Annotated in this window: 17 protein-coding genes and 2 pseudogenes; 7 read left to right on the top strand and 12 right to left on the bottom strand. The window is 36.8% G+C overall.

Features of this window, described 5'->3' with window-relative positions; translation table 11 throughout:
- Window positions 1-70: 70 nt before the first annotated feature.
- A complete protein-coding gene (locus tag QNH17_RS06455) occupies window positions 71-313 on the bottom strand; it encodes a hypothetical protein (protein WP_283877931.1) in 243 nt (80 codons plus the stop codon).
- Window positions 314-671: 358 nt separating this feature from the next.
- On the opposite strand from QNH17_RS06455, the gene QNH17_RS06450 reads away from it, so the two are divergent.
- On the top strand, window positions 672-875 hold the full coding sequence (locus tag QNH17_RS06450; RefSeq protein ID WP_026566044.1) for an alpha/beta-type small acid-soluble spore protein: 204 nt from the start codon (window positions 672-674) through the stop codon (window positions 873-875).
- A gap of 72 nt (window positions 876-947) precedes the next feature.
- Here the strand turns inward: QNH17_RS06450 and fumC are convergent, their stop codons facing one another.
- Complete coding sequence (gene fumC, locus QNH17_RS06445) at window positions 948-2,330, bottom strand: class II fumarate hydratase (protein ID WP_283877930.1); 1,383 nt, start codon at window positions 2,328-2,330, stop codon at window positions 948-950.
- Window positions 2,331-2,646: 316 nt separating this feature from the next.
- Here fumC and QNH17_RS06440 point away from each other — a divergent pair, with 316 nt between their 5' ends.
- Window positions 2,647-3,267, top strand: a complete 621-nt coding sequence (locus QNH17_RS06440; RefSeq protein ID WP_283877929.1) for an NAD(P)-dependent oxidoreductase — start codon at window positions 2,647-2,649, stop codon at window positions 3,265-3,267.
- A 408-nt stretch (window positions 3,268-3,675) separates the two neighbouring features.
- On the opposite strand, the gene QNH17_RS06435 is transcribed toward QNH17_RS06440, so the two are convergent.
- From QNH17_RS06435 to QNH17_RS06400, 8 genes and pseudogenes are all read right to left on the bottom strand, one after another.
- Complete coding sequence (locus tag QNH17_RS06435; RefSeq protein ID WP_283877928.1) at window positions 3,676-5,691, bottom strand: ABC transporter ATP-binding protein; 2,016 nt, start codon at window positions 5,689-5,691, stop codon at window positions 3,676-3,678.
- Window positions 5,688-7,444 (bottom strand): annotated as a pseudogene (locus QNH17_RS06430) (ABC transporter ATP-binding protein). Before QNH17_RS06430 ends, QNH17_RS06435 begins: the two are co-directional and overlap by 4 nt.
- A 439-nt stretch (window positions 7,445-7,883) precedes the next feature.
- On the bottom strand, window positions 7,884-9,926 hold the full coding sequence (locus tag QNH17_RS06425) for a transglycosylase domain-containing protein (RefSeq protein ID WP_283877927.1): 2,043 nt from the start codon (window positions 9,924-9,926) through the stop codon (window positions 7,884-7,886).
- Window positions 9,927-10,055: 129 nt separating this feature from the next.
- Window positions 10,056-10,511, bottom strand: a complete 456-nt coding sequence (locus QNH17_RS06420; protein ID WP_283877926.1) for a helix-turn-helix transcriptional regulator — start codon at window positions 10,509-10,511, stop codon at window positions 10,056-10,058.
- Between the two features lie 110 nt (window positions 10,512-10,621).
- Window positions 10,622-10,777, bottom strand: a complete 156-nt coding sequence (locus tag QNH17_RS06415) for a FeoB-associated Cys-rich membrane protein (protein ID WP_283877925.1) — start codon at window positions 10,775-10,777, stop codon at window positions 10,622-10,624.
- Between the two features lie 21 nt (window positions 10,778-10,798).
- The gene (gene feoB / locus QNH17_RS06410; RefSeq protein ID WP_283877924.1) at window positions 10,799-12,802 is read right to left on the bottom strand and encodes a ferrous iron transport protein B; all 2,004 of its coding nucleotides are present in this window, start codon (window positions 12,800-12,802) and stop codon (window positions 10,799-10,801) included.
- Entirely contained in the window at window positions 12,802-13,026 is a 225-nt protein-coding gene (locus QNH17_RS06405; RefSeq protein WP_283877923.1) for a FeoA family protein, read from the bottom strand. Before QNH17_RS06405 ends, feoB begins: the two co-directional genes overlap by 1 nt.
- 186 nt (window positions 13,027-13,212) lie before the next feature.
- Window positions 13,213-13,377, bottom strand: a pseudogene (locus QNH17_RS06400) (energy-coupled thiamine transporter ThiT); the annotation flags it as partial.
- A gap of 106 nt (window positions 13,378-13,483) precedes the next feature.
- Between QNH17_RS06400 and QNH17_RS06395 the strand changes: the two are divergent.
- The 4 genes from QNH17_RS06395 to QNH17_RS06380 all read left to right on the top strand — a co-directional run bounded on the left by QNH17_RS06395 (window position 13,484) and on the right by QNH17_RS06380 (window position 18,435).
- A complete protein-coding gene (locus QNH17_RS06395) occupies window positions 13,484-14,614 on the top strand; it encodes a histidine kinase N-terminal domain-containing protein (RefSeq protein ID WP_283877922.1) in 1,131 nt (376 codons plus the stop codon).
- Between the two features lie 146 nt (window positions 14,615-14,760).
- A complete protein-coding gene (locus tag QNH17_RS06390; RefSeq protein ID WP_283877921.1) occupies window positions 14,761-15,321 on the top strand; it encodes a GNAT family N-acetyltransferase in 561 nt (186 codons plus the stop codon).
- A gap of 140 nt (window positions 15,322-15,461) precedes the next feature.
- Window positions 15,462-16,790, top strand: a complete 1,329-nt coding sequence (locus QNH17_RS06385; protein ID WP_283877920.1) for a hemolysin family protein — start codon at window positions 15,462-15,464, stop codon at window positions 16,788-16,790.
- A 292-nt stretch (window positions 16,791-17,082) separates the two neighbouring features.
- Window positions 17,083-18,435: a hemolysin family protein gene (locus QNH17_RS06380; RefSeq protein ID WP_283877919.1), complete on the top strand. Its 1,353-nt coding sequence runs from the start codon at window positions 17,083-17,085 to the stop codon at window positions 18,433-18,435.
- A gap of 72 nt (window positions 18,436-18,507) precedes the next feature.
- Here the strand turns inward: QNH17_RS06380 and QNH17_RS06375 are convergent, their stop codons facing one another.
- Entirely contained in the window at window positions 18,508-18,804 is a 297-nt protein-coding gene (locus QNH17_RS06375) for a hypothetical protein (protein WP_283877918.1), read from the bottom strand.
- 361 nt (window positions 18,805-19,165) lie between these two features.
- Here QNH17_RS06375 and QNH17_RS06370 point away from each other — a divergent pair, with 361 nt between their 5' ends.
- Window positions 19,166-19,477 (top strand): HesB/YadR/YfhF family protein, encoded by a 312-nt coding sequence (locus QNH17_RS06370; RefSeq protein ID WP_283877917.1) that lies wholly within the window; start codon window positions 19,166-19,168, stop codon window positions 19,475-19,477.
- Between the two features lie 74 nt (window positions 19,478-19,551).
- Here QNH17_RS06370 and QNH17_RS06365 read toward each other — a convergent pair whose 3' ends face one another.
- Window positions 19,552-20,082 (bottom strand): hypothetical protein, encoded by a 531-nt coding sequence (locus QNH17_RS06365; RefSeq protein WP_283877916.1) that lies wholly within the window; start codon window positions 20,080-20,082, stop codon window positions 19,552-19,554.
- Window positions 20,083-20,214 lie beyond the last annotated feature (132 nt).

Raw genomic sequence — 20,214 nt, 5'->3', positions numbered from 1 at the left:
GGAAACGCCGCTGGGCGCTGCAACTGGATTCAGAGAATATGGACCAATAAGCCCTGCTTCTTAGCGGGGCTTATTCTTTTATAAAAAATACTTCTTCAAGATGACAAGCAGGACATCGATACACATGGGGACACTTATGACCTAAATTTGTATCAGGATATCCATCTTCCATTTTCATTAAGTCTATCTCCATATATGGACTATAATCATCATAAAAATCCATTAGACGACCACTTTCCATCATAGGCTCACCGCAATTTGTACATAATAAATAGGCTTCACGAAAACCATTACATACTGGGCATTCAGACATTCCATTCACCCTTTTGTTTATTTGATAACCTTAGTTTGTGTTAACTTACATGCCATATGTAATGGAATAAATTACTAATTAATTTCTCGAATAAGTCTTTCCGTTTTAATCATAATAAGTATTACAAAGCAAGCAACCATTCAACAACACGATGGATGAAACCAAGAAGGGTAATAGCCGGTGCAAGTCCGACTCATCCAGCCAAAACCAAAGTTTTATGAATGTATCTCCAATTTGTAGAAAGTTTATCAAAGTATTATTGATAGCATGGGTTAGGCCTAGGCGGCAATGGTTTAATCTCCATTATGGTTCAACTCCATACTGACCCCAAACTTATTAAGAGGAGTGTTATTCAACTATGGCAAGTAACAACAACTCTAATCAACTTCTAGTACCAGGCGTCGAGCAAGCTCTTAGTCAAATGAAGTATGAAATTGCTTCAGAATTTGGTGTAAATCTTGGTGCAGACACTACTTCACGTGCCAACGGATCTGTTGGTGGAGAAATTACAAAACGTCTAGTAGCAATGGCTGAGTCTCAACTTGGCGGATTCCAACGCTAATTTTAAGTAATCCAAGTAAATACAAATAAATATTATGGCTAAGCCCCTTCCATTTGGAAGGGGCTTTCAATTTCAAATCATATTCTCTGGCTTAACCCATTTGGAAAACTGCTCTTCAGTAAGATAACCTAATTTTATCGCTGCTTCCTTTAAGGAACCATTTTCTTTGAAAGCTAATTTGGCAATTTCTGCTGCCTTTTCATAGCCAATATGAGGATTTAATGCTGTAACAAGCATCAATGAGCGATTCAAATGTTCTTTAAGAACCTCGTCATTTGCCTGAAGACCTACGGCACAATTTTTATTAAAGGACCTTATTCCATCTGAGAGGAGTCTAACCGATTGAATAAAATTATTAATAATAACTGGTTTAAAGACATTTAACTCGAAATTTCCTTGACTCGCTGCAAAAGCAATTGCAGCGTCATTTCCATATATCTGGCATGTTATCATCGTCAATGCTTCGCTTTGAGTTGGATTTACCTTTCCGGGCATAATGGAACTCCCAGGCTCATTCGCCGGGATACTAATCTCTCCAATCCCACTACGCGGTCCACTTGCCAGCCAACGGATGTCATTAGCTATTTTCATTAAATCAGCGGCCAAAGCTTTAAGCGCACCATGAACATGGACAATCTCATCGTGACTTGTTAAAGCATGAAATTTATTTTCTGAGGACCGAAATGGGTATCCGGTAAATATGGAAATTTGCTCAGCGACCTTATCACCAAACAAAGGGGGTGCATTGATTCCTGTCCCAACCGCCGTCCCTCCGATCGCTAAATCAAGTAGATATTGGCTTGCCTCCTTTATCATCTTTTCACATTTTTCAAGCATCCACCGCCATCCGCTGATTTCTTGTCCCAATGTCAGTGGAGTTGCATCCTGTAAATGTGTCCTTCCGATTTTAATGACTTTAGAGAAATCCTTTTCCTTTTGCAGGAGAGTATCTTTAAGTTCTGATAATGCCGGAAGAAGTTCTACTACGATCTTTTGATATGCAGCAATATGCATGGCTGTTGGAAAGGTATCGTTAGAACTTTGTGACATATTGACATCATCATTTGGATGAATTTTTTCATGTGCAGCACCCCAATCCTTTAAATATTCATTTGCCTTATTGGCTATCACTTCATTTACGTTCATGTTGGATTGAGTACCACTACCTGTTTGCCAGACCACCAGTGGAAAATGTTCATCCATATCTCCGGCATGAATAGAATCACATACTTTTTGGATGGCCTTCACTTTATTTTCACTGAGCTTTCCTAATTGGAAATTTACTATGGCTGCTGCCTTTTTAATAAAGACCAAACCATATATTAATTCCAATGGCATCTTCTCTGAGCCAATTTTAAAATTTTCCTTGCTCCGTTGTGTTTGAGCACCCCAATATTTATCAATGGGCACACGAACCTCACCAAGTGTATCCTTTTCAATTCGATAATTCTCCACTTATCAACACACCTCACAAATTCATATACTTCAATATATATACCCATTCCTATCCATTTTATTAAAGCAATGAGGGTGGTAATCAAAAAAAAACTGCAGACACTTGTCTGCAGTTACCAAATTAATGTTTAATGATTGTATATCCGATATAATAAGAAAGGATTAAAAAACTACCAATCAAAAGCACAACTGAATACTCTGACATATACATCCCACCCCTATAATAGTAAATACTTAAACATTTTTAAAATATCATAGGCTGTCGGGTTTGCAAGTGACGAATATTACACTTTATTGATCAGGAGGTGAACTTTTTGTGAACATTACCCTTTTTGGAGCAACGGGCAGAGTTGGGTCGGTTATATTAGAAAATGCTTTATCCAATCAACATTCCGTCCGAGTACTGGTGAGGGATAGCAGTAAACTAAACATTAAAAGAGATGGCCTTCTTGTTAAGGAAGGTAATGTACTAAATGAAACGGACATTGCGAGTAGTTTAACAGGATCGGATGTAGTGATTAGTTCTCTAAATACAGCGGGTACCACGGTACTGTCTGACTCGATGCCCTTTATTATTAAACATATGAAAGCCCAAGGAATACACCGGATTATTACGATTGGAACTGCTGGAATTCTACAGGCTCGATCTGCACCACATTTATATCGGTTTCAATCGTCTGAGTCGAAAAGGAAAAGCACCCGTGATGCGGAGGAACATTTACGCGCCTTTTTATTATTAAGAGATTCAGGGCTCGAATGGACAGTTGTATGTCCGACATACCTTCCTATTGGGGAGAGAATAGGACATTACAGATATGAAAAAGATTTCCTTCCTGATGATCCTTCTTCTATCTCTATTTACGATACAGCGGATTTTGCCTATAATCAGCTATTTAGCAATGAATTTATCGGTTCACGAGTAGGGATTACTTATTAAAAAAGACCCCCTTAACTTGGTTAAGGGGGTTACTTGTCTAAGCGATTGAACTCTCCATGACTAAATGATGACCAAATTCTTCCGAATAACCATTGAAAAAGGTCGTCATAAGGGCGATGATGACCTAATTTTTTCGAATAACTTGAGAAAAAGGTCGTCATAAGAGCGATGATGACCATTTTCTTCCGAATAACTAGAGAAAAAGGTCGTCATAAGGGCGATGATGACCTAATTCTTCCGAATAACTAGTGAAAAAGGTCATCATAAGGGCGATGATGACCTAATTCTTCCGAATAACCATTTAAAAAGGTCATCATACTTAAAGAAGATGAAGACCTAAGAATGAGAGAGTTCGGTCGCTTTTAGAAACAACCAGACCCAAGTTCCCGAACTCGAGAAAAGTTTTTGCTAGCCGGCCAAATCTGTGTTGCCCTGCTGAAGTTCATACATTTGATAATACTTCCCTTTTTTCTCCATTAATTGATCATGTGTGCCCTTTTCAACAATCATCCCGCGGTCTAAGACAATGATTTGGTCAGCGTTACGGATCGTTGATAACCGGTGGGCAATGATAAAGGTGGTCCTCCCCTTTTTCAGAACTTCCATTGCCTCTTGAATCACAGTTTCCGTTTCTGTATCAATACTTGACGTAGCTTCGTCAAGTATAAGTATAGCTGGATCGAATGCCAGCGCTCGTGCAAAGGAAATGATCTGTCTCTGCCCACTTGAGAGGGTACTGCCTTTCTCTAGTACTGGCTCATCATAACCATTTTCTAAATGCTTGAATACCTTGTCAGCCCCTACATCCTTTAATGCTTTTTCTACTTTTTCTTTGGTTATCGCAGAATCATTAAGACTTACATTTGAGGCTATGGTTCCGGTAAATAAATAGGGATCCTGTAAAACAATTCCCATATGGTTACGGATAGATTGACGGGGAATCGTTTCAATATCTCTTCCATCAATCGTAATTTTTCCCTTTTGACAATCATAAAACCGGAAAAGTAAATTCATAATGGAACTTTTTCCAGATCCCGTGTGGCCAACTAGGGCGACTGTTTCACCATGTTTGGCTTCAAAATCAATATTCTTTAAAACGTATTCCCCGTCTTTATAACCAAATGATACATGGTCAAATATTACATATCCTTTAAAACGAGCAATTCGCTCACTACTTACATTTTCCCCAGGTTCATCCATCAGTTTAAATACACGTTCTCCCGCCACAAGAGCAAGTTCTAGATTGGCCAATTGATTAACAATCCCCTGCACCGGTTGGAAAAGCCGATTAATATAATCAACAAAGGCATACAGCATTCCTAGTGAAAGAATCGTAGAAGCATTTAGTGCCTGGTCGCCAAAATACCAAATAAATGCTACAAAAATAAGATTTCTTAGGACTCCGACAAGGTTGTGCGAGGTTAATGAATTGAGACTTAATAATTTATTTTGGTAGTTAAAATGCTCATGGTTAAGTTTCTCAAAATCTGTTTTTGCTTCTTTTTCTCGACTGAACGCTTGGATAATACTCATCCCTTGGATTGACTCATTAATCATTGCATTTATTTCGCTATTCTTCGATCGAATCACACGGTTGTATTTTGAAGCATACTTACGGTAAATCAACATCCATACATAAATAATTGGCAATAACAATAAACAAATTGCTGCAAGCTTTACGTTTAAAATAAACAAAGCTACATATATGCCAGTAATATAAATAGAACTTGTAAAAAAGGTAGCGAGAACGGTAACATATAATTCACGGATTGCCTCCGTATCATTCGTAATTCTTGCTACTACTTTACCAGCAGGCAGGTTATCAAAATAATTTATTGGCAGACGTTGAATTTGCCCATACACATCTTCCCGCATTTTTTGAATGATGCGGTTTGCAGATTTTTGCAATAAGAAACGTTCACCGTACTGAAAAACAGCTGATACTACCAAGAGTCCAAAATAAATGGCTAAAAGTTGAACGATAGGGAGAATCTCAGGCTGATAAAAGGCTAAGATTTCAGACAACCTAAGGACCTTGGCCTGATATTCAACCCTTCTAACACCATTTTTTATCTCCAATGTTCCGGCATTCAAGGTCCGCTTTCCGTCAAATTCAAGCTTTTCGTCGATGAAAACAAACTTAGAACCGACCTGCAAAATTTGGATCTGCCTTCCCTTTTGTTCACGACTAGATACATACTTTTCTCTTTTATAAAATTTCCCGTCATAATTTACTGCTTTTTTGCCGCTTGATGTTTCATACCAAACAGATTCAATTCCTAAAATATGCTGATCAATGATATTTTTAGCAATAAACGGGCCAGCGAGATCGGTTCCGACAGAAATGGTCAGCATGATCAATGCTGCGAAAATAATTTTTTTATACGCCAAGGCGTATTTAGCTAATCGTTTTCCTGTTGTCATGCTTGCACCTCTTCCTCTATCTTCCCTGCAATCTGCTGGCGAATAAATTGTTCCCTATACCACCCATCATGTTCAAGGAGCTGTTCATGTGTCCCTTCTTCGACAATTTTGCCATCATCTAAAACAATAATATGGTCGGCATGTTGGACAGCGGACATTCTATGTGTGGTAATGATAGTGGTCTTGTCATTTCTAACCTTTCTAATATTATCAATGATTCGTTTTTCTGTTTTGGCATCAACTGCCGATAAGGAATCATCGAGGATTAGGATTTCTGGATTTTTGATCAGTGCGCGTGCAATCGAAATCCGTTGTTTTTGCCCTCCTGATAAGGCCACACCCTTCTCCCCAACGAGTGTACTTAATCCCTCTGGAAGGAGGGCCAGATCTTTTCGAAACGCAGCTAAATCAATGGCCTCTTCTAATTCCTCCTCGCTGGCATCTTTGCTGCCAAAGAGGATATTCTCTTTCACACTTCGAGAAAACAGTACATGATCCTGTGGCACATAACCAATCCAGTCGCGAACCTGATCTAAGGTTTGTTTCTCCAAAGATACCCCTGATATAGATACCTCTCCATCGCCTAGTGGATATTGTCTTAATAACTGTTTAATAAAGGTGGTCTTTCCTGAACCTGTTTTACCGACAATACCCAATGTCTGTCCTTGGAGAAGCCTAACATTAACCTGATGAAGGTTAACATTCTTAGAAGAGGGATAACGAAAAGTTACCTTTCGATAATCAATTTGATCTGCATGTGGAATTGAAACAGGGCTTAGAGGATTGACGACTTCCTCCTGATAGCTCAGTGTTTCATTTACACGGTCAAGTGAAGCATTCCCCCTCTGCATCACATTGATTAACTCACCAATTGCGAACATGGGCCAGATCAGCATCCCTAGATACACATTAAACGAAACAAGATTGCCCAATGTGATCGATTGATGGAAAACTAAATAGGCACCATACCCGAGCCCAATTAAGTAACTAATACCAACAAGCACCTTAATTGTTGGGTCGAATAATGCGTCAATTTTTGCAACGTTAATGTTCTTGTAATAGACATCCTCTGTCAGCTGATGAAACCGCTTGCTATCTGCAGATTCTTGAACAAAAGCACGGATGACTCTAACTCCTGCAACTGATTCAAGTACTCGGTCATTCAGTTCACCAAACGCATCTTGGGCTTCCATGAAGCGAGTATGAATTCGTTTTCCATACATTTGCATTAAAATCGCCATAATTGGCAGCGGGATAATTGCCGCCAGCGTTAACTTCCAACTAATTAAAATTCCCATCGTTAAAAGTAATGTCAGCATCCATACACTTGAATCTACGAGTGTCAGGATCCCAAAACCTGCTGTGATTGATATGGCCTTTAAATCATTAGTGGCACGCGCCATTAAATCCCCAGTCCTATTTTTTTCATAGAATATCGGAGTCATTTTTAGTAAATGAGCAACGAACTGGACCTAAGTTTCCTTTCTATAAGGAAGGCTCCTCCAAACAGTCGGTACATCCATATATAGGTTATTGCATAGGAAGAAACCATGATTGCCAAAAGAATGCCAAGGTATTGGATTATTTTCTTATTACTAATACTGCCTTCATGAATATCATCAATCGCTAAACCGATTAATTTAGGCGGAATCACATCCAATATGCCGACTAAAATTAATAGGGTAATCGCGATGGCATATCGCTGCCAATTTTCTTTAAAGAACCAACTTAATTTTTTTAACACCGCAAACATAACTGACTTCCCCCTTATGTTTTACTATCCGCCGTCTATTGCTCCTGCTGTATTTCCTGTCCAAGACCCTTCTAAATATCTCATCCAAATTTCCTCCCTCAAGTTTGTTTTGAACTATAAAAAAAGACATACCGCAACAGTGCAGTATGCCTCCTTTTAAAAAAAGGGACAAAAAAACACACGTCACGTATTAAATAAAACGTAACCTGTGTTTTTGTCATTAATCAATTATTTCACATTGATAAATTAACAGGAAATTTCTTCAGGACAGGTTACATTCAAATATTCAATTGTTAAAGAGACATGATTGAATGTAGTCATTTTTGTAACCCTCCCTTTCCTTTTTTTTCTTCCTTTGTTAGGTTATCACCAGTTCTTTTAAAAGTCAATTCTCATTTTTCTGAATTGTTTCGAATAGTTTTCGTCTCATAGGAGAACATTAATGACCTTTTCCCTTATCATTCCATCTCTTCCTCCATTTTTCCTTTTGCTTATTCCATTTTTCTTCCCACTTCTGAACCTCGTTATTAAAATTCTCTTGAAAATTAAAACGATTCTTAGCAGCCTCTTCTTGCTTTTTCTTTTCAATCAATGTGGAGATATGCTGGACATTAAAGCTTTCAACAGGCTCATTCGTTAATGCTTTCGTCATAACTTCCCGAAAAATAACTGCTGAACCTTTATTGCTGACAGGCGTAATATAATGATCCTTATCTGTTTTATCGTAGCCAACCCAGATCGCCCCGACCAGCTGCGGGGTGTACCCAACAAACCATTGATCCTTCAAGCCATTTATTCCTTCTATTGGAACCTGAGTTGAACCAGTTTTTCCTGCCGTTTCTCGGCCAGGTATTTGTGCAGCCTTACCCGTTCCTTGTTCCACTACACCAAGGAGCATGGTCGTTATATTGTTGGTTACGGCTTTTGTTGTGACTCTTTCTTTTTTTGCTTTCCAGACAGCGACAACCTTTCCGTCAGCATTAACAATTTTCTTAATTGCATGCGCCTTCATTCTTACTCCGTTATTTGGAAAAACAGAAAAAGCTTCTGCCATGTTCAAAGGAGAGACACCATTGTGCAAACCGCCTAAGGCAAGAGATAAATTACGGTCATTTTTGTCCAATGAAATTCCAAACCGCTTAATTGAATCTAATCCTTTTTCAATCCCAAGTTCATTTAACAGCCAAACAGCAGATACGTTTTTTGATTCTTTTACAGCTTCATACATGGGCACCTGACCAGCATATTGATTATCGTAATTACTCGGTTGATAACTCCCAAAGGTCATTGGTTCATCTTTTAACATATCCGTCATCTTCCAACCTTCTTCCAGTGCAGGTGTATAAACCGCTAATGGCTTAAAGGAGGAACCAGGCTGAGCTTTTAATTGCGAGGCTCGATTATAACCCCTAAACGTATGTTTTCCCCTGCCGCCAACAATTGCCTTAATTCCACCTGTCTTGGGATCTAAGAGGACACCACCGCTCTGCACTAGGGTGTCTTTTCCTTCTTGGAATAAGGAGTCATTTTGATAGGTCTCTTCCATGGCTGTTTGCATTTCAGGTTCAAGTTCTGTAAAAATTTGATAGCCGCCTGTTAGTAATTCATCCTGTGTTAATCCATATAAGTTTATAGCCTCTTCTAAAACCTGATCAACATAGTATGGAAATTTCCCCCGGAACGGGTCACCGCCCTTATCATTCAAAATTACTTTTTCATGTATGGCTTTTTCATACTGAGAATCCGAAATATACCCTTGCTTCTTCATTTGTACTAATACTAGATTTCGCCTTTCGGTCGCCTTTTCCATATTTTCATAAGGATTCAGGGCAGATGGTGCTTTAATCAGTCCTGCAAGTAATGCAGATTCACTGATCGTTAGGTCATTAACCTCTTTGGCAAAATATTTGCTTGCGGCCGTTTTAATCCCCCATGCACCATTTCCAAAATAAATTTGATTTAGATACATTTGCAAGATTTCTGGTTTTGAATATTCACGTTCAATTTGTAGTGCTAAAAAAACCTCCTCCATCTTCCTATTTAAGGTTTTTTGTGAGGTGAGAAGTGTATTCTTAGTCAATTGTTGCGTTATGGTGCTGCCGCCTTCAACCATTCCTCTAGCTTTTAGGTCTCGGATGAGAGCCCTTGATGTCCCTATTAAATCTACACCGCTATGTTGATAAAATCGACGATCCTCAATAGCAATAATCGCGTTTTTCAATGAATCAGGAACTTGCTTAATAGAGACACCTTCATTTTTATTTGCGGATACTTTACTTGCTACATTCCCATTCACATCATAAAACAAGGTAGCCTGTGGCAGTTCGTTCTTAAGTCCTGATATATCAGCATCCTTGGAAAAATAATAAAGTAGTCCAAAAAAACACAAGATGATGATTAACATAGAAAGTACAATAGTTTGGAACAAGTGCCACTTTTTCAAGTTATTGAATATGGTCTTAATTTTCTCTTTTAATACCAAATGAAAAACATCCTTTATCTGTAATCTATCATCCAGTTAATTTTCGAAGATAGGGAGAGTTTTTATGACAATATTTAGTATTCCAAAAAAAAGAAAAAAGATGGCGGTTTCCCATCTTTTTCATGTCGTTTATTCATTTTTCGTCAATTCTTTAAAACGGTGTTTCGATACCTTTTCATCAATGCTGCTAAAAATCCGATAATTTTCTTCATCCAAAATCCGAAAATGTTTACTGAGAATATTTTGTTGCAGAATATACCCGTTCTTTTTCGATACGACTCTCCACCATATCCGGCCGCCGAGTGTTTTTGACTTCCGAATATCTATTCCTTCGCGGGCAACCGTTTCTAACACCTCAAGCGGCTCATTCCCAAATAGAAATTGTACTGTTTCACTTTCACGAAATAGTGCACAAATCGAAACTACAGTAGACCAGTTGGCTAAAACTCTACCTTTTTCAATTTGAACAAGTGTTTTCTTTGAGACACCAATAATGTCTGCCATTTTATCCTGTGTATAGCCGACTTCCGTCCGTATGAGGCGAAGCTTTTCAGAAACCTGCATTATAATTTCATCTCTGGTCAAATTAAGCCCTTCCTTCAATTACAACTAGTGTAATTTTACACTAGTTTACTTAAATCTTCAAATCCTAGCATCAAAAAACTGCTACCTTTATTGATAGCAGTTTTAATTATTTATAGTGATTTAGGCGGTATTCCGCAATTGCTAGAACATGAATTTTTCAAATCGCATGCCCCGCATTTTCCTTTTTTCGATTTATTAATAAACCTAACTAAAGCCCATGTCGCGTATCCAAAAATAGCTGCTCCAATTAAAATATTGGCAATCATTTGCTCCACCTCTTTCTAGAATTAAACAAGTCCTAACAATTTGCCGCCTTGATAGATAATCAAAGAAAGCACATAAGCAATTGCAAATGCATAAATCATAGAAAAAGCTGTCCATTTTTTTGAATTTGTTTCTTTATAGATAGTTGCTACCGTCGCAAGGCATGGGATGTATAACAAAATGAAAACCATGAAACTATAGGCAGCAAGCGGAGTATAATAGTCCGCTAATAACCCTTGCAAACTTGCATCATTCGGAACAAAATAAATAATATTCATGGTAGAAATAATGGCCTCTTTTGCCAAGAACCCTGTAATTAACGAGGCAGATGCCTGCCATGTTCCAAATCCAATTGGATCAAAAATTGGGGCGATTACATTCCCAATCGCGGCTAAATAACTATCATCCATGTCAGCCTTTAAACCATTGGGGCCAGCATAAGATAATAACCAGATAAAAACAGAACCCGCAAAAATAAATGTTCCAGCTTTTCTAACAAACCCTTTTCCTTTATCCCAAGTACTCCTCCACAGTGATTGAAACTGTGGAAGACGGTAAGGGGGCAGTTCTATAACAAATAATGAAGTCTCCGATTTTAGTAATGTAGACGAAAAGATCTTTGCCAAGACCAATGCAACTACAATCCCAAGGACATAAAGGCTTAGAACAACTAACGCCTTATTTCCTGCAAAAAAAGCTCCTACAAATAACGCATACACTGGCAATCGTGCTGAACAGGACATTAACGGGGTAAGCAATATAGTTACCAGCCTTTCCCGTGGTGTCTCTATTGTTCTGGCTGCCATTATTCCTGGTACATTACAGCCGAAGCCAATCATCATAGGGATAAACGCCTTCCCATTTAACCCAACTGACTCCATAATTCGGTCCATTACCAATGCAACACGGGCCATGTACCCGGAATCTTCTAATAAAGAAATAAAGAAAAATAGGATAAAAATTTGCGGAACAAATACGAGTACACCGCCTACACCAGCAACTAACCCATCAATAATTAATGCATGAATAAAACTTGAAGCATGAATGGCGGTTAAAACCAACTCAAATCCTGTCGTAATCGGCCCTGTTAAAAAACCGTCCAAAGCATCAGATAATGGTGTTCCGAGCCAATCAAAAGTCAGCATAAACATGACATACATAAGCAGTAAGAAAATGGGCATTCCTAAAAAACGATTGGTAACGATCATATCAATTTTTTCAGAAAGTGGAATGTCAAAGTTACTTTTAATAGCCACTTCGACGACGATTTTTTCTATTACTTCTCTTCTTTTTTGATAAATATAGTTTGCTAATGATTTTACATTGTAAAGTGTTTGTAAGGTTGACTCCAAGTTAACAATTAGTTCATTAAGCTTTTGCTCGTTAACAATACTATTTACATAATTTCTAACATATTCATTTCCTTCAAAATACTGAATGGCAAGAAATCGTCCAGAAAGGCCGGTTTTGCCATTTATCTCAGCCGTTAAAGCGACAATTGCTGCTTCAACCTCTTTACCATAGTAAACAAGGTTCTTTTTAGCAGGCTGGATTGATTGAGTCGATATAACATCAACTAATTTATCACAGCCCTTACCACTTCTTGCCACAACAGGAACAACTGGCACTCCGAGAAGGTTTGAAAGTTTAGATCCATCTATCTGAATCCCGCGTTTGTTTGCTACATCGACCATATTAAGTCCAATAAGTGCTGGTTTTTCAAACTCTAGCAATTGTAAGGTCAGGTGTAAATTTCGTTCTAATTGTGAAGCATCTAATATATTCAGCAGGCGGTCCACTGATTCATTAAGAAAGAAGGATGTAACCACCCCTTCGTCCTTCGATAACGGATTAAGTGTATACACACCAGGTAAATCAATTAAATGGCCAAAATTATTTTTAAAAACCCCAACTTTTTTTTCAACGGTTACACCGCTCCAGTTACCAATATACTCATAAGAACCGGTAAGATTATTAAACAATGAAGTTTTCCCTGTATTGGGATTTCCGATTAGGGCGATTTCCATTATATTCTCTCCACTTCAATTCGATCTGCTTCTCTTCGGCGAATACCCACACATTGTCCGCATGATTCAATCATTACAGGACCGCCAAATGGCATGACACACTTCACACACACTTCTGAGCCTTCAGTGATCCCTAAGTCTAGTAAACGTCTTTGAACTAGGTGACCTACTAGAGAAATATCAATAATTTTCCCTTTTTCTCCTGCTTTTAAAGAACCAAACATGTATATCACCCTATCTTCGCTAATTGAGAATGATTATCTTTCTTGTATTTTAACACTTATTTTAAGCTAAAAAGCTTAATAATTTTGTCTAAAGTTTGAAGAATTTATAAGAATCAACCGCAAGCACTATATAGTAAAAAAGGAAAAGAGCTAAAAGCCCTTTTCCTTTCTCGATTTTTTATAATTTTATTTTGAAAATAATTTCTTTGGTACCGCACTCATTACAATGATGATAATGATTGCACTGATAATGAAGCTTGGCGGCATGAAGGTTCCATTATATAGGAGTGAGTAAATGGCCACAGGCTGTCCCTTGGGTGCATATTCACCGAAGAATACGATTCCAGAAAACCAATGGCAAAAAGACTTTTATTTTAAAATAAAGAAGGATTTTCAATTTTAACCTCGAATAGATATTATAAGCAGTTTTTTGTCAATAACATAGGGGGAAAACGGCATGTTCACGGAAGACCAAACAGATTTAATTGATTTTTTCAATCAAAATAAACAGAAGTTAATTCAAGATTGGGAAAATGCCATTGTTACCACTAATACTGATCCTTTTAAATTAAAAATTCACGAAAACGGCGAGGCGTTACTCGAAGTTTTACTTAATATGCATAAAATGACGGAAAAAGAGCTTTTAGATATCATTGAAAAACTCGCTATTGAAGTATCGGAAGAAAGAGTTTTGGCTGATATTAACCTGGGTGATTTTGTTTATAATGTTAATCTTGGCAGAACAGTTTTATACAGTCAATTAAGTACTACGGGTATTCCATGGGCAGCCCTGCAGGAAGCATTAAACAAAGTAAATTTTTGTTTCGACAAATTTTTATACTATGCAGTTTCCCATTACTCTGAAGCAAAGAATAAAATTATTGAAGAAAAGACAATGCACATTGATTCTACCCATCAGGATCGATTAACATTACTTGGGCAGATGACTTCAAGCTTTATACATGAGTTTAGAAACCCCTTGACATCTGTTCAAGGATTTATCCAATTGCTGAAAGCCGATTATCCGGAGATGAAATATTTAGATATCATTTCAAGTGAATTGGATCAACTTAATTTTCGTATATCGCAATTCCTCCTTTTATCAAAGAAAGAGTTAATTGGTAAAGAAAAAGATAACTTCAATTTAAATACATTAGTGGAAGAAGTATTAAACTTCCTTTATCCAAGCATACTTGACGGAAAAGTAAAAATAAGAAAAGAACTACGAGAAGATATTATTCTTAATGGGTATGCAGATGAAATTAGGCAGGTTTTAATTAATATTATCTTTAATGCGATTGATGTATTGAATCATGATGAAAATCCGAATCCAACAATCGAAATTAATAGCAGTCTAGAAGATCAATTCATCAAAATCAATATTTCAAACAATGGTCCTGTGATTCCCGCAGAACTAAGAAAATCCATTTTCGAACCATTTTTTACGACAAAAAAACTAGGTACAGGTCTGGGCTTGTTTGTCTGTAAAGAAATTATTGAAAAACACAAGGGAAATTTAGAATGTGATTCATCTCCAGATAAAACTACATTTTCGATTCTCTTACCTGTTGCAGCCCTAACTCCTTAAACTAATAAACAAGAATATAATAGCACGAATGCCAATCCCACTTTATTTAAAGCCGGGATTTTTTTAATTGTCATTAATAAATCTTCCCGCTAACAACCTGTTATGCATATGATGAACTAAAAATTTTTTATCGGGAGATTAGGCTAATGTTTACATTAAAGGTGGATAATGAGATTGAACTTCAGCTATTTCAACAGCATCACGCCGTAAAACTTTATCAAATGGTGGAAGAGAACCGTGAACATTTGCGCGAATGGCTGCCCTGGGTGGATAGCATGAACTCCCCGTATCAATTTGAATCCATTATTCCGATATGGCTAAATCAATTTGCAGAAAATAGTGGATTTAACGTAGGGATTGTCTATAAGGGTGAGTTGGTCGGCTCAATTAGTTTACAACAAGTAGATTGGCACAACCGAATGACCAGTATCGGATATTACCTTTCAAAAAAGGCAGAAGGTCATGGCATAATGACTCGATCTGTTCAGTTCCTGTTAAACTATGCATTTTTCCAATTAGGTTTAAATCGTGTTGAAATTCGCTGTGGTATCAAAAACAAAAAAAGCCGTGCTATACCTGAAAGACTAGGTTTTATTAAAGAAGGAGTCATTAGAGAAGGCGAACAATTATACGGACGCTTTCATGACCTCTTTATTTACAGTATGCTTGCCCGTGACTGGAATAAACGAGTCCCTTATTTGACATAAAACTGACTTTCTATTTCTCATGGATGCTGCCTGATTGGCAGCATTTTTTCTGTTCGATTTGCTTATAGATTTTTTTTTTGAAATAATGTTTAGAGACCAACGTAAGTGAGGTGGCAACCCTTACACTTGTAAGGTGATAGATGATTTGGATGAATGTAGTGATTATTGTTATCCTAATAGCCTTTACTGCTCTATTTGTCGCTTCAGAATTTGCGATGGTAAAGGTTCGATCCACAAGAATTGATCAATTAGTATCAGAAGGTAATCCAAAAGCAGAAGCAGCAAAAAAGGTAATATCTAATTTGGATGGTTATTTATCTGCCACCCAAGTTGGGATTACGATTATCTCCCTTATTTTAGGATGGCTCGGGGAGCCTACTATTAGGGCATTGCTCAATCCTGTTTTTGACTTAATTCACATCCCTTTATCACTAAAACATATTATTTCGTTTATCTTTGCTTTTATTGTCATCACATATTTCCATGTCGTTATTGGTGAATTATCACCGAAAACAATTGCGATTCAAAAAGCAGAAGAAATTCTCTTGTTTTTTTCTCGTCCTTTAATCTTGTTTTATAAATTGATGTACCCATTTATTTGGATTCTAAATCGGTCGGCTCGGTTTGTTACTGGTCTTTTCGGAGTACAACCTGCATCCGAGCACGATATCGTCCTTTCCGAGGAAGAATTAAGGTTAATTCTTTCGCAAAGTTATGAAAGTGGTGAAATAAACCAATCGGAATATCGATATATGAACCGAATATTCGAATTTGATAATCGGATTGCTAAAGAGATCATGGTTCCCAGAACTGAACTTGTAACACTTTCAAAAGATGCATCCATGGAAGAAATTATTGAAATAGTTAAGGAAGAAAAATATACAAGATATCCCCTTATTGATGGTGACAAAGATAATATTTTAGGGGTTATAAATATAAAAGAAGTTTTAACAGATTGTATCCAGCAGAAATGTACTGGCGAACGACCACTGCTTCCTTATCTAAAGCCCGTTATTCATGTCATTGAAACTATACCGATTCAGGAACTTCTGCTCAAACTTCAAAAAAACCGTTCACATATGGCCGTTTTATCTGATGAATATGGCGGGACAGCAGGAATTGTCACGGTTGAAGACATACTTGAAGAAATTGTTGGTGAAATACGCGATGAATTTGACTTGGATGAACTTCCTCTTATCCAGAAAAAAGCCGATGGTCATTTTGTTTTAGATGGTAAAGTATTAATCAGCGAAGTAAACGACCTCCTCGGCACAACACTTGATGAGGAAGATGTCGATACAATTGGGGGCTGGTTTTTAACACAAAAGTTTGATGTACATAAAGGTGACTCCATTGAACATGAAGATTTTGTATTTCAAATTAATGAGATTGAAGGACACCATATCTTGTACATTGAGGTTTATAAAGCCGATTCAGATGAAAAACAAGCAGATCCTGTTCCTGAGTAGGATCTGCTTATTTCTTTTTATAAATTTTTGTAATATTTCGTCTTTATCGTTCATATTCACTATGTTTCTCCATAAAATATAGTTATCAACTAATATACTAACCAGAACGTTTGACTGTATAGTTCAAATTCTTTATAATTATTGTTAATTTATTAAATTGTCGAGGTGGTATGATGACCATTAGACGAGATTAGGAGAAAACTAGAAATAAATCAAGGAAATAGGAGCTAATTTTTTTATCAAACTGGGAGGTGACTCCTTACCTGTCTAAAAACAGGATAAGGGAACTTATTTGGACATATTTAACTTGGTTATTATAGCCATTTTAATTGGGTTAACTGCCTTTTTTGTTGCTTCAGAATTTGCTATTATCCGAATTAGGAGCTCAAGAATTGATCAGTTAATTGAAGAAGGAAATTCGAGTGCTGTGACTTCTAAAAGAGTGATTTCTAATCTGGATGAATACCTTTCAGCCTGTCAGTTGGGAATAACCATCACTGCCCTTGGTTTAGGTTGGCTAGGTGAATCAACTTTTGAAAAGATTCTGCATCCAATATTCGAAAGACTGAATATTCCAGAAAGCTTTAACCAAGTATTATCTGTTGGCTTTGCATTTGCAGCAATTACCTTTTTACACGTAGTAGTTGGTGAACTTGCTCCTAAAACATTGGCAATCCAGAAGGCGGAACGGATTACTTTGATGGTGTCACGTCCGCTTGTACTATTTTACAAGATAATGTACCCTGTTATTTGGCTGCTTAATGGCTCAGCCCGAATTACGACTAAATTTTTCGGTCTTAAGCCTGTATCTGAAAATGAAATTGCTCATACAGAGGAAGAACTTCGAATTATCCTTTCTGAAAGCTACAAAAGTGGTGAAATTAACCAATCTGAGTTTAAGTATGTAAATAAAATTTTTGAATTTGATAACCGTATTGCCAAAGAAGTTATGGTTCCAAGAACAGAAATCGTGTCCTTATCAAAGGAAGATACATTAGAGACTTTTCTTCAGGTATTACGTGAAGAGAAATTCACACGATATCCCATCATCGATGGGGATAAGGACCATATAATTGGCCTGATCAATATTAAAGAAGTAATGACAGATTTAATTGGTAATGAAAAACTAGCTGAACGGACTCTAGAAAACTATACTCGACCAATTATTAGAGTAATAGAGACTATTCCAATCCATGACCTATTAGTAAAAATGCAAAAAGACCGCGTACACATGGCAATATTAATGGACGAATATGGTGGTACTTCGGGACTTGTAACTGTTGAAGATATCCTTGAAGAGATTGTTGGGGAAATTCGTGACGAATTCGATATGGACGAAATTCCAGAGATACGAAAAATTAAAGAAAACCATTATATTATTGACTCAAAAGTTTTAGTTAGTGAGGTCAATGATCTTCTGGGAGTAGAAATTGACGATGAAGATGTGGATACAATTGGAGGTTGGATTCTAACCGAAAATTACGAAGCAAAAGAAGGAGATATCCTACTTCATGAAACCTATTCATTTAAAATCCTTGATATGGAAGAGCATCATATTCGTTATATTGAGGTTACGAAAAACGCCAATAATGACGAGAATGTTAGTCAACAAGTTTCAATATCCAATTCAGAAGTGCTTTCTTAAAACAATCCTAACCAGACGGATTTTTACCCGTCTGGTTTTTTATCTAATCAATTAGCTCGCTTAATGATATGATTATCGAGATTTAATTATAATCATTTCTTCTTCTATTTTGGCAATTTTTACTAAATGGGAATCGAGTCGGCGGTTAATATGCTGTATTTCGTTACTGTGTGTCTCTTCTATCCGTTGAAGCGATTCCTTTATATCAGAAAGGTCAATTTGATTTACTTCTACACGATGCTCAATGCTATCCATTTTTTCAAGCCGAGATAATCGTTTTTCGATACTTTCTAATGTTTCATTTAAGGTACGGAATAAACTTTTTATGTCATTAACATTATCTGTTAGCTTATCGATTTCTTGTACCATTGGAAGACCCCTCCTTCGTTCTTGCTCTAATCTTATCATTATTTTCACTATAAATATGTTACAATATCAGCAACACTCGATCCGATATAAATACTGACTTATATTTTCCAAACCCTTAGTACATATCCCCCACGTTGTGATTCATTGCACACAAGTGAACGTTTTAAGAAAAATAAATGAACATTTTAAAAAATCATATTATGTAAGGACCAGTCCGTGAATAAAATCACATGCAAAACTATTTAAAAGTTATAATCTTTCAATATAGGGAAATGGAAAAAGGCTTCATTTAGCTTTCACCATGACATCCATTTCTTCCTTTATGAATCAATACCTAATAGGAAAAGGCTGGTGCATTTAGATGTTCATATCTATCGATGAAAGAGCTGCCACATGGTTCACAAATGAATTCGAATTTAACAAACCATTTTGCATTCGGATGTTTCCTCAATACGCTGGTTTTGGGAAAAAGCATAAAGGTTATAGTCTTGCTTTTTCAGTTGAATCCCCTGTTCATGTTGGATATTCTAAAGAGATTAATGGGATTACCTTCTTTGTTGAAGACAATGATGCTTGGTTCTTTGAAGATACTGAAACAGCCTTAACTATGGATAATTATCTAGATGAAATTATGGTTACATATCATGAACTCCCAAGTTTAGCGGTAATTTAATTAAATATAAAGACCATAAAAAAACAAGCCAGTATATGTTATCTGGCTTGTTTTTAATTGGTTTTGAAGTGGATTTAATTTACTTGCTTATCAACGCTTGGTGGAAGTAATTTTTCACTTTCATATACTTTACCAAGTTTTTCTTCCCCTTGGGTGAAGGTTGCGGTAGCTGCATCAAAATTTGGTGTTTCCTTTTTTAATTCATCTGCTTTAGCTTGGTAAGAAGCCGCAAAATCCTTAATCGCCGCATCAAGATCTGCTTTTTTATCTTTTAATGATGCAGGAACTTGATAAGTTTTTAATTCGGCGGCAACCGATGCTGCCGATTCACTTGCTTTAGCTCGATCTTCCGCTGTTGGTAATTCTTCAGGTGTAGCATCTTCCTTAGTTGCTTTTGCAACATAAGCATTTAAATCAGCATCTTTTGCGTTAATTTTATTACCAAGATCCATATAAAATCTGACTAATTCCTTTTTAACATCCACTTTAGATGCAGTTTCTTCCGCTGCTTCCTTCTTGTCTGTCTTTGCTTCATCATTGCTTGAGCAAGCTGTTAGACCAATAGCCATCGTAATTGCAGACACAAATAACAAGAACTTTTTCATTTCCATTTCTCCCTAATTTACTATTTTTGAAACCTTGTATATTTTACAACATTTTATTATATCAAAAAAGTATTTAGTGTTCTAAATAGTTAATTTTTTCTGGAATTTTTTTAAAACCTTTTCCCCAAGCAT

Origin of the sequence: Neobacillus sp. SuZ13, from assembly GCF_030123365.1 — a bacterium.
Lineage (GTDB): Bacteria > Bacillota > Bacilli > Bacillales > Cytobacillaceae > Neobacillus.
This window is presented reverse-complemented; position numbering and strand designations above follow the sequence as displayed.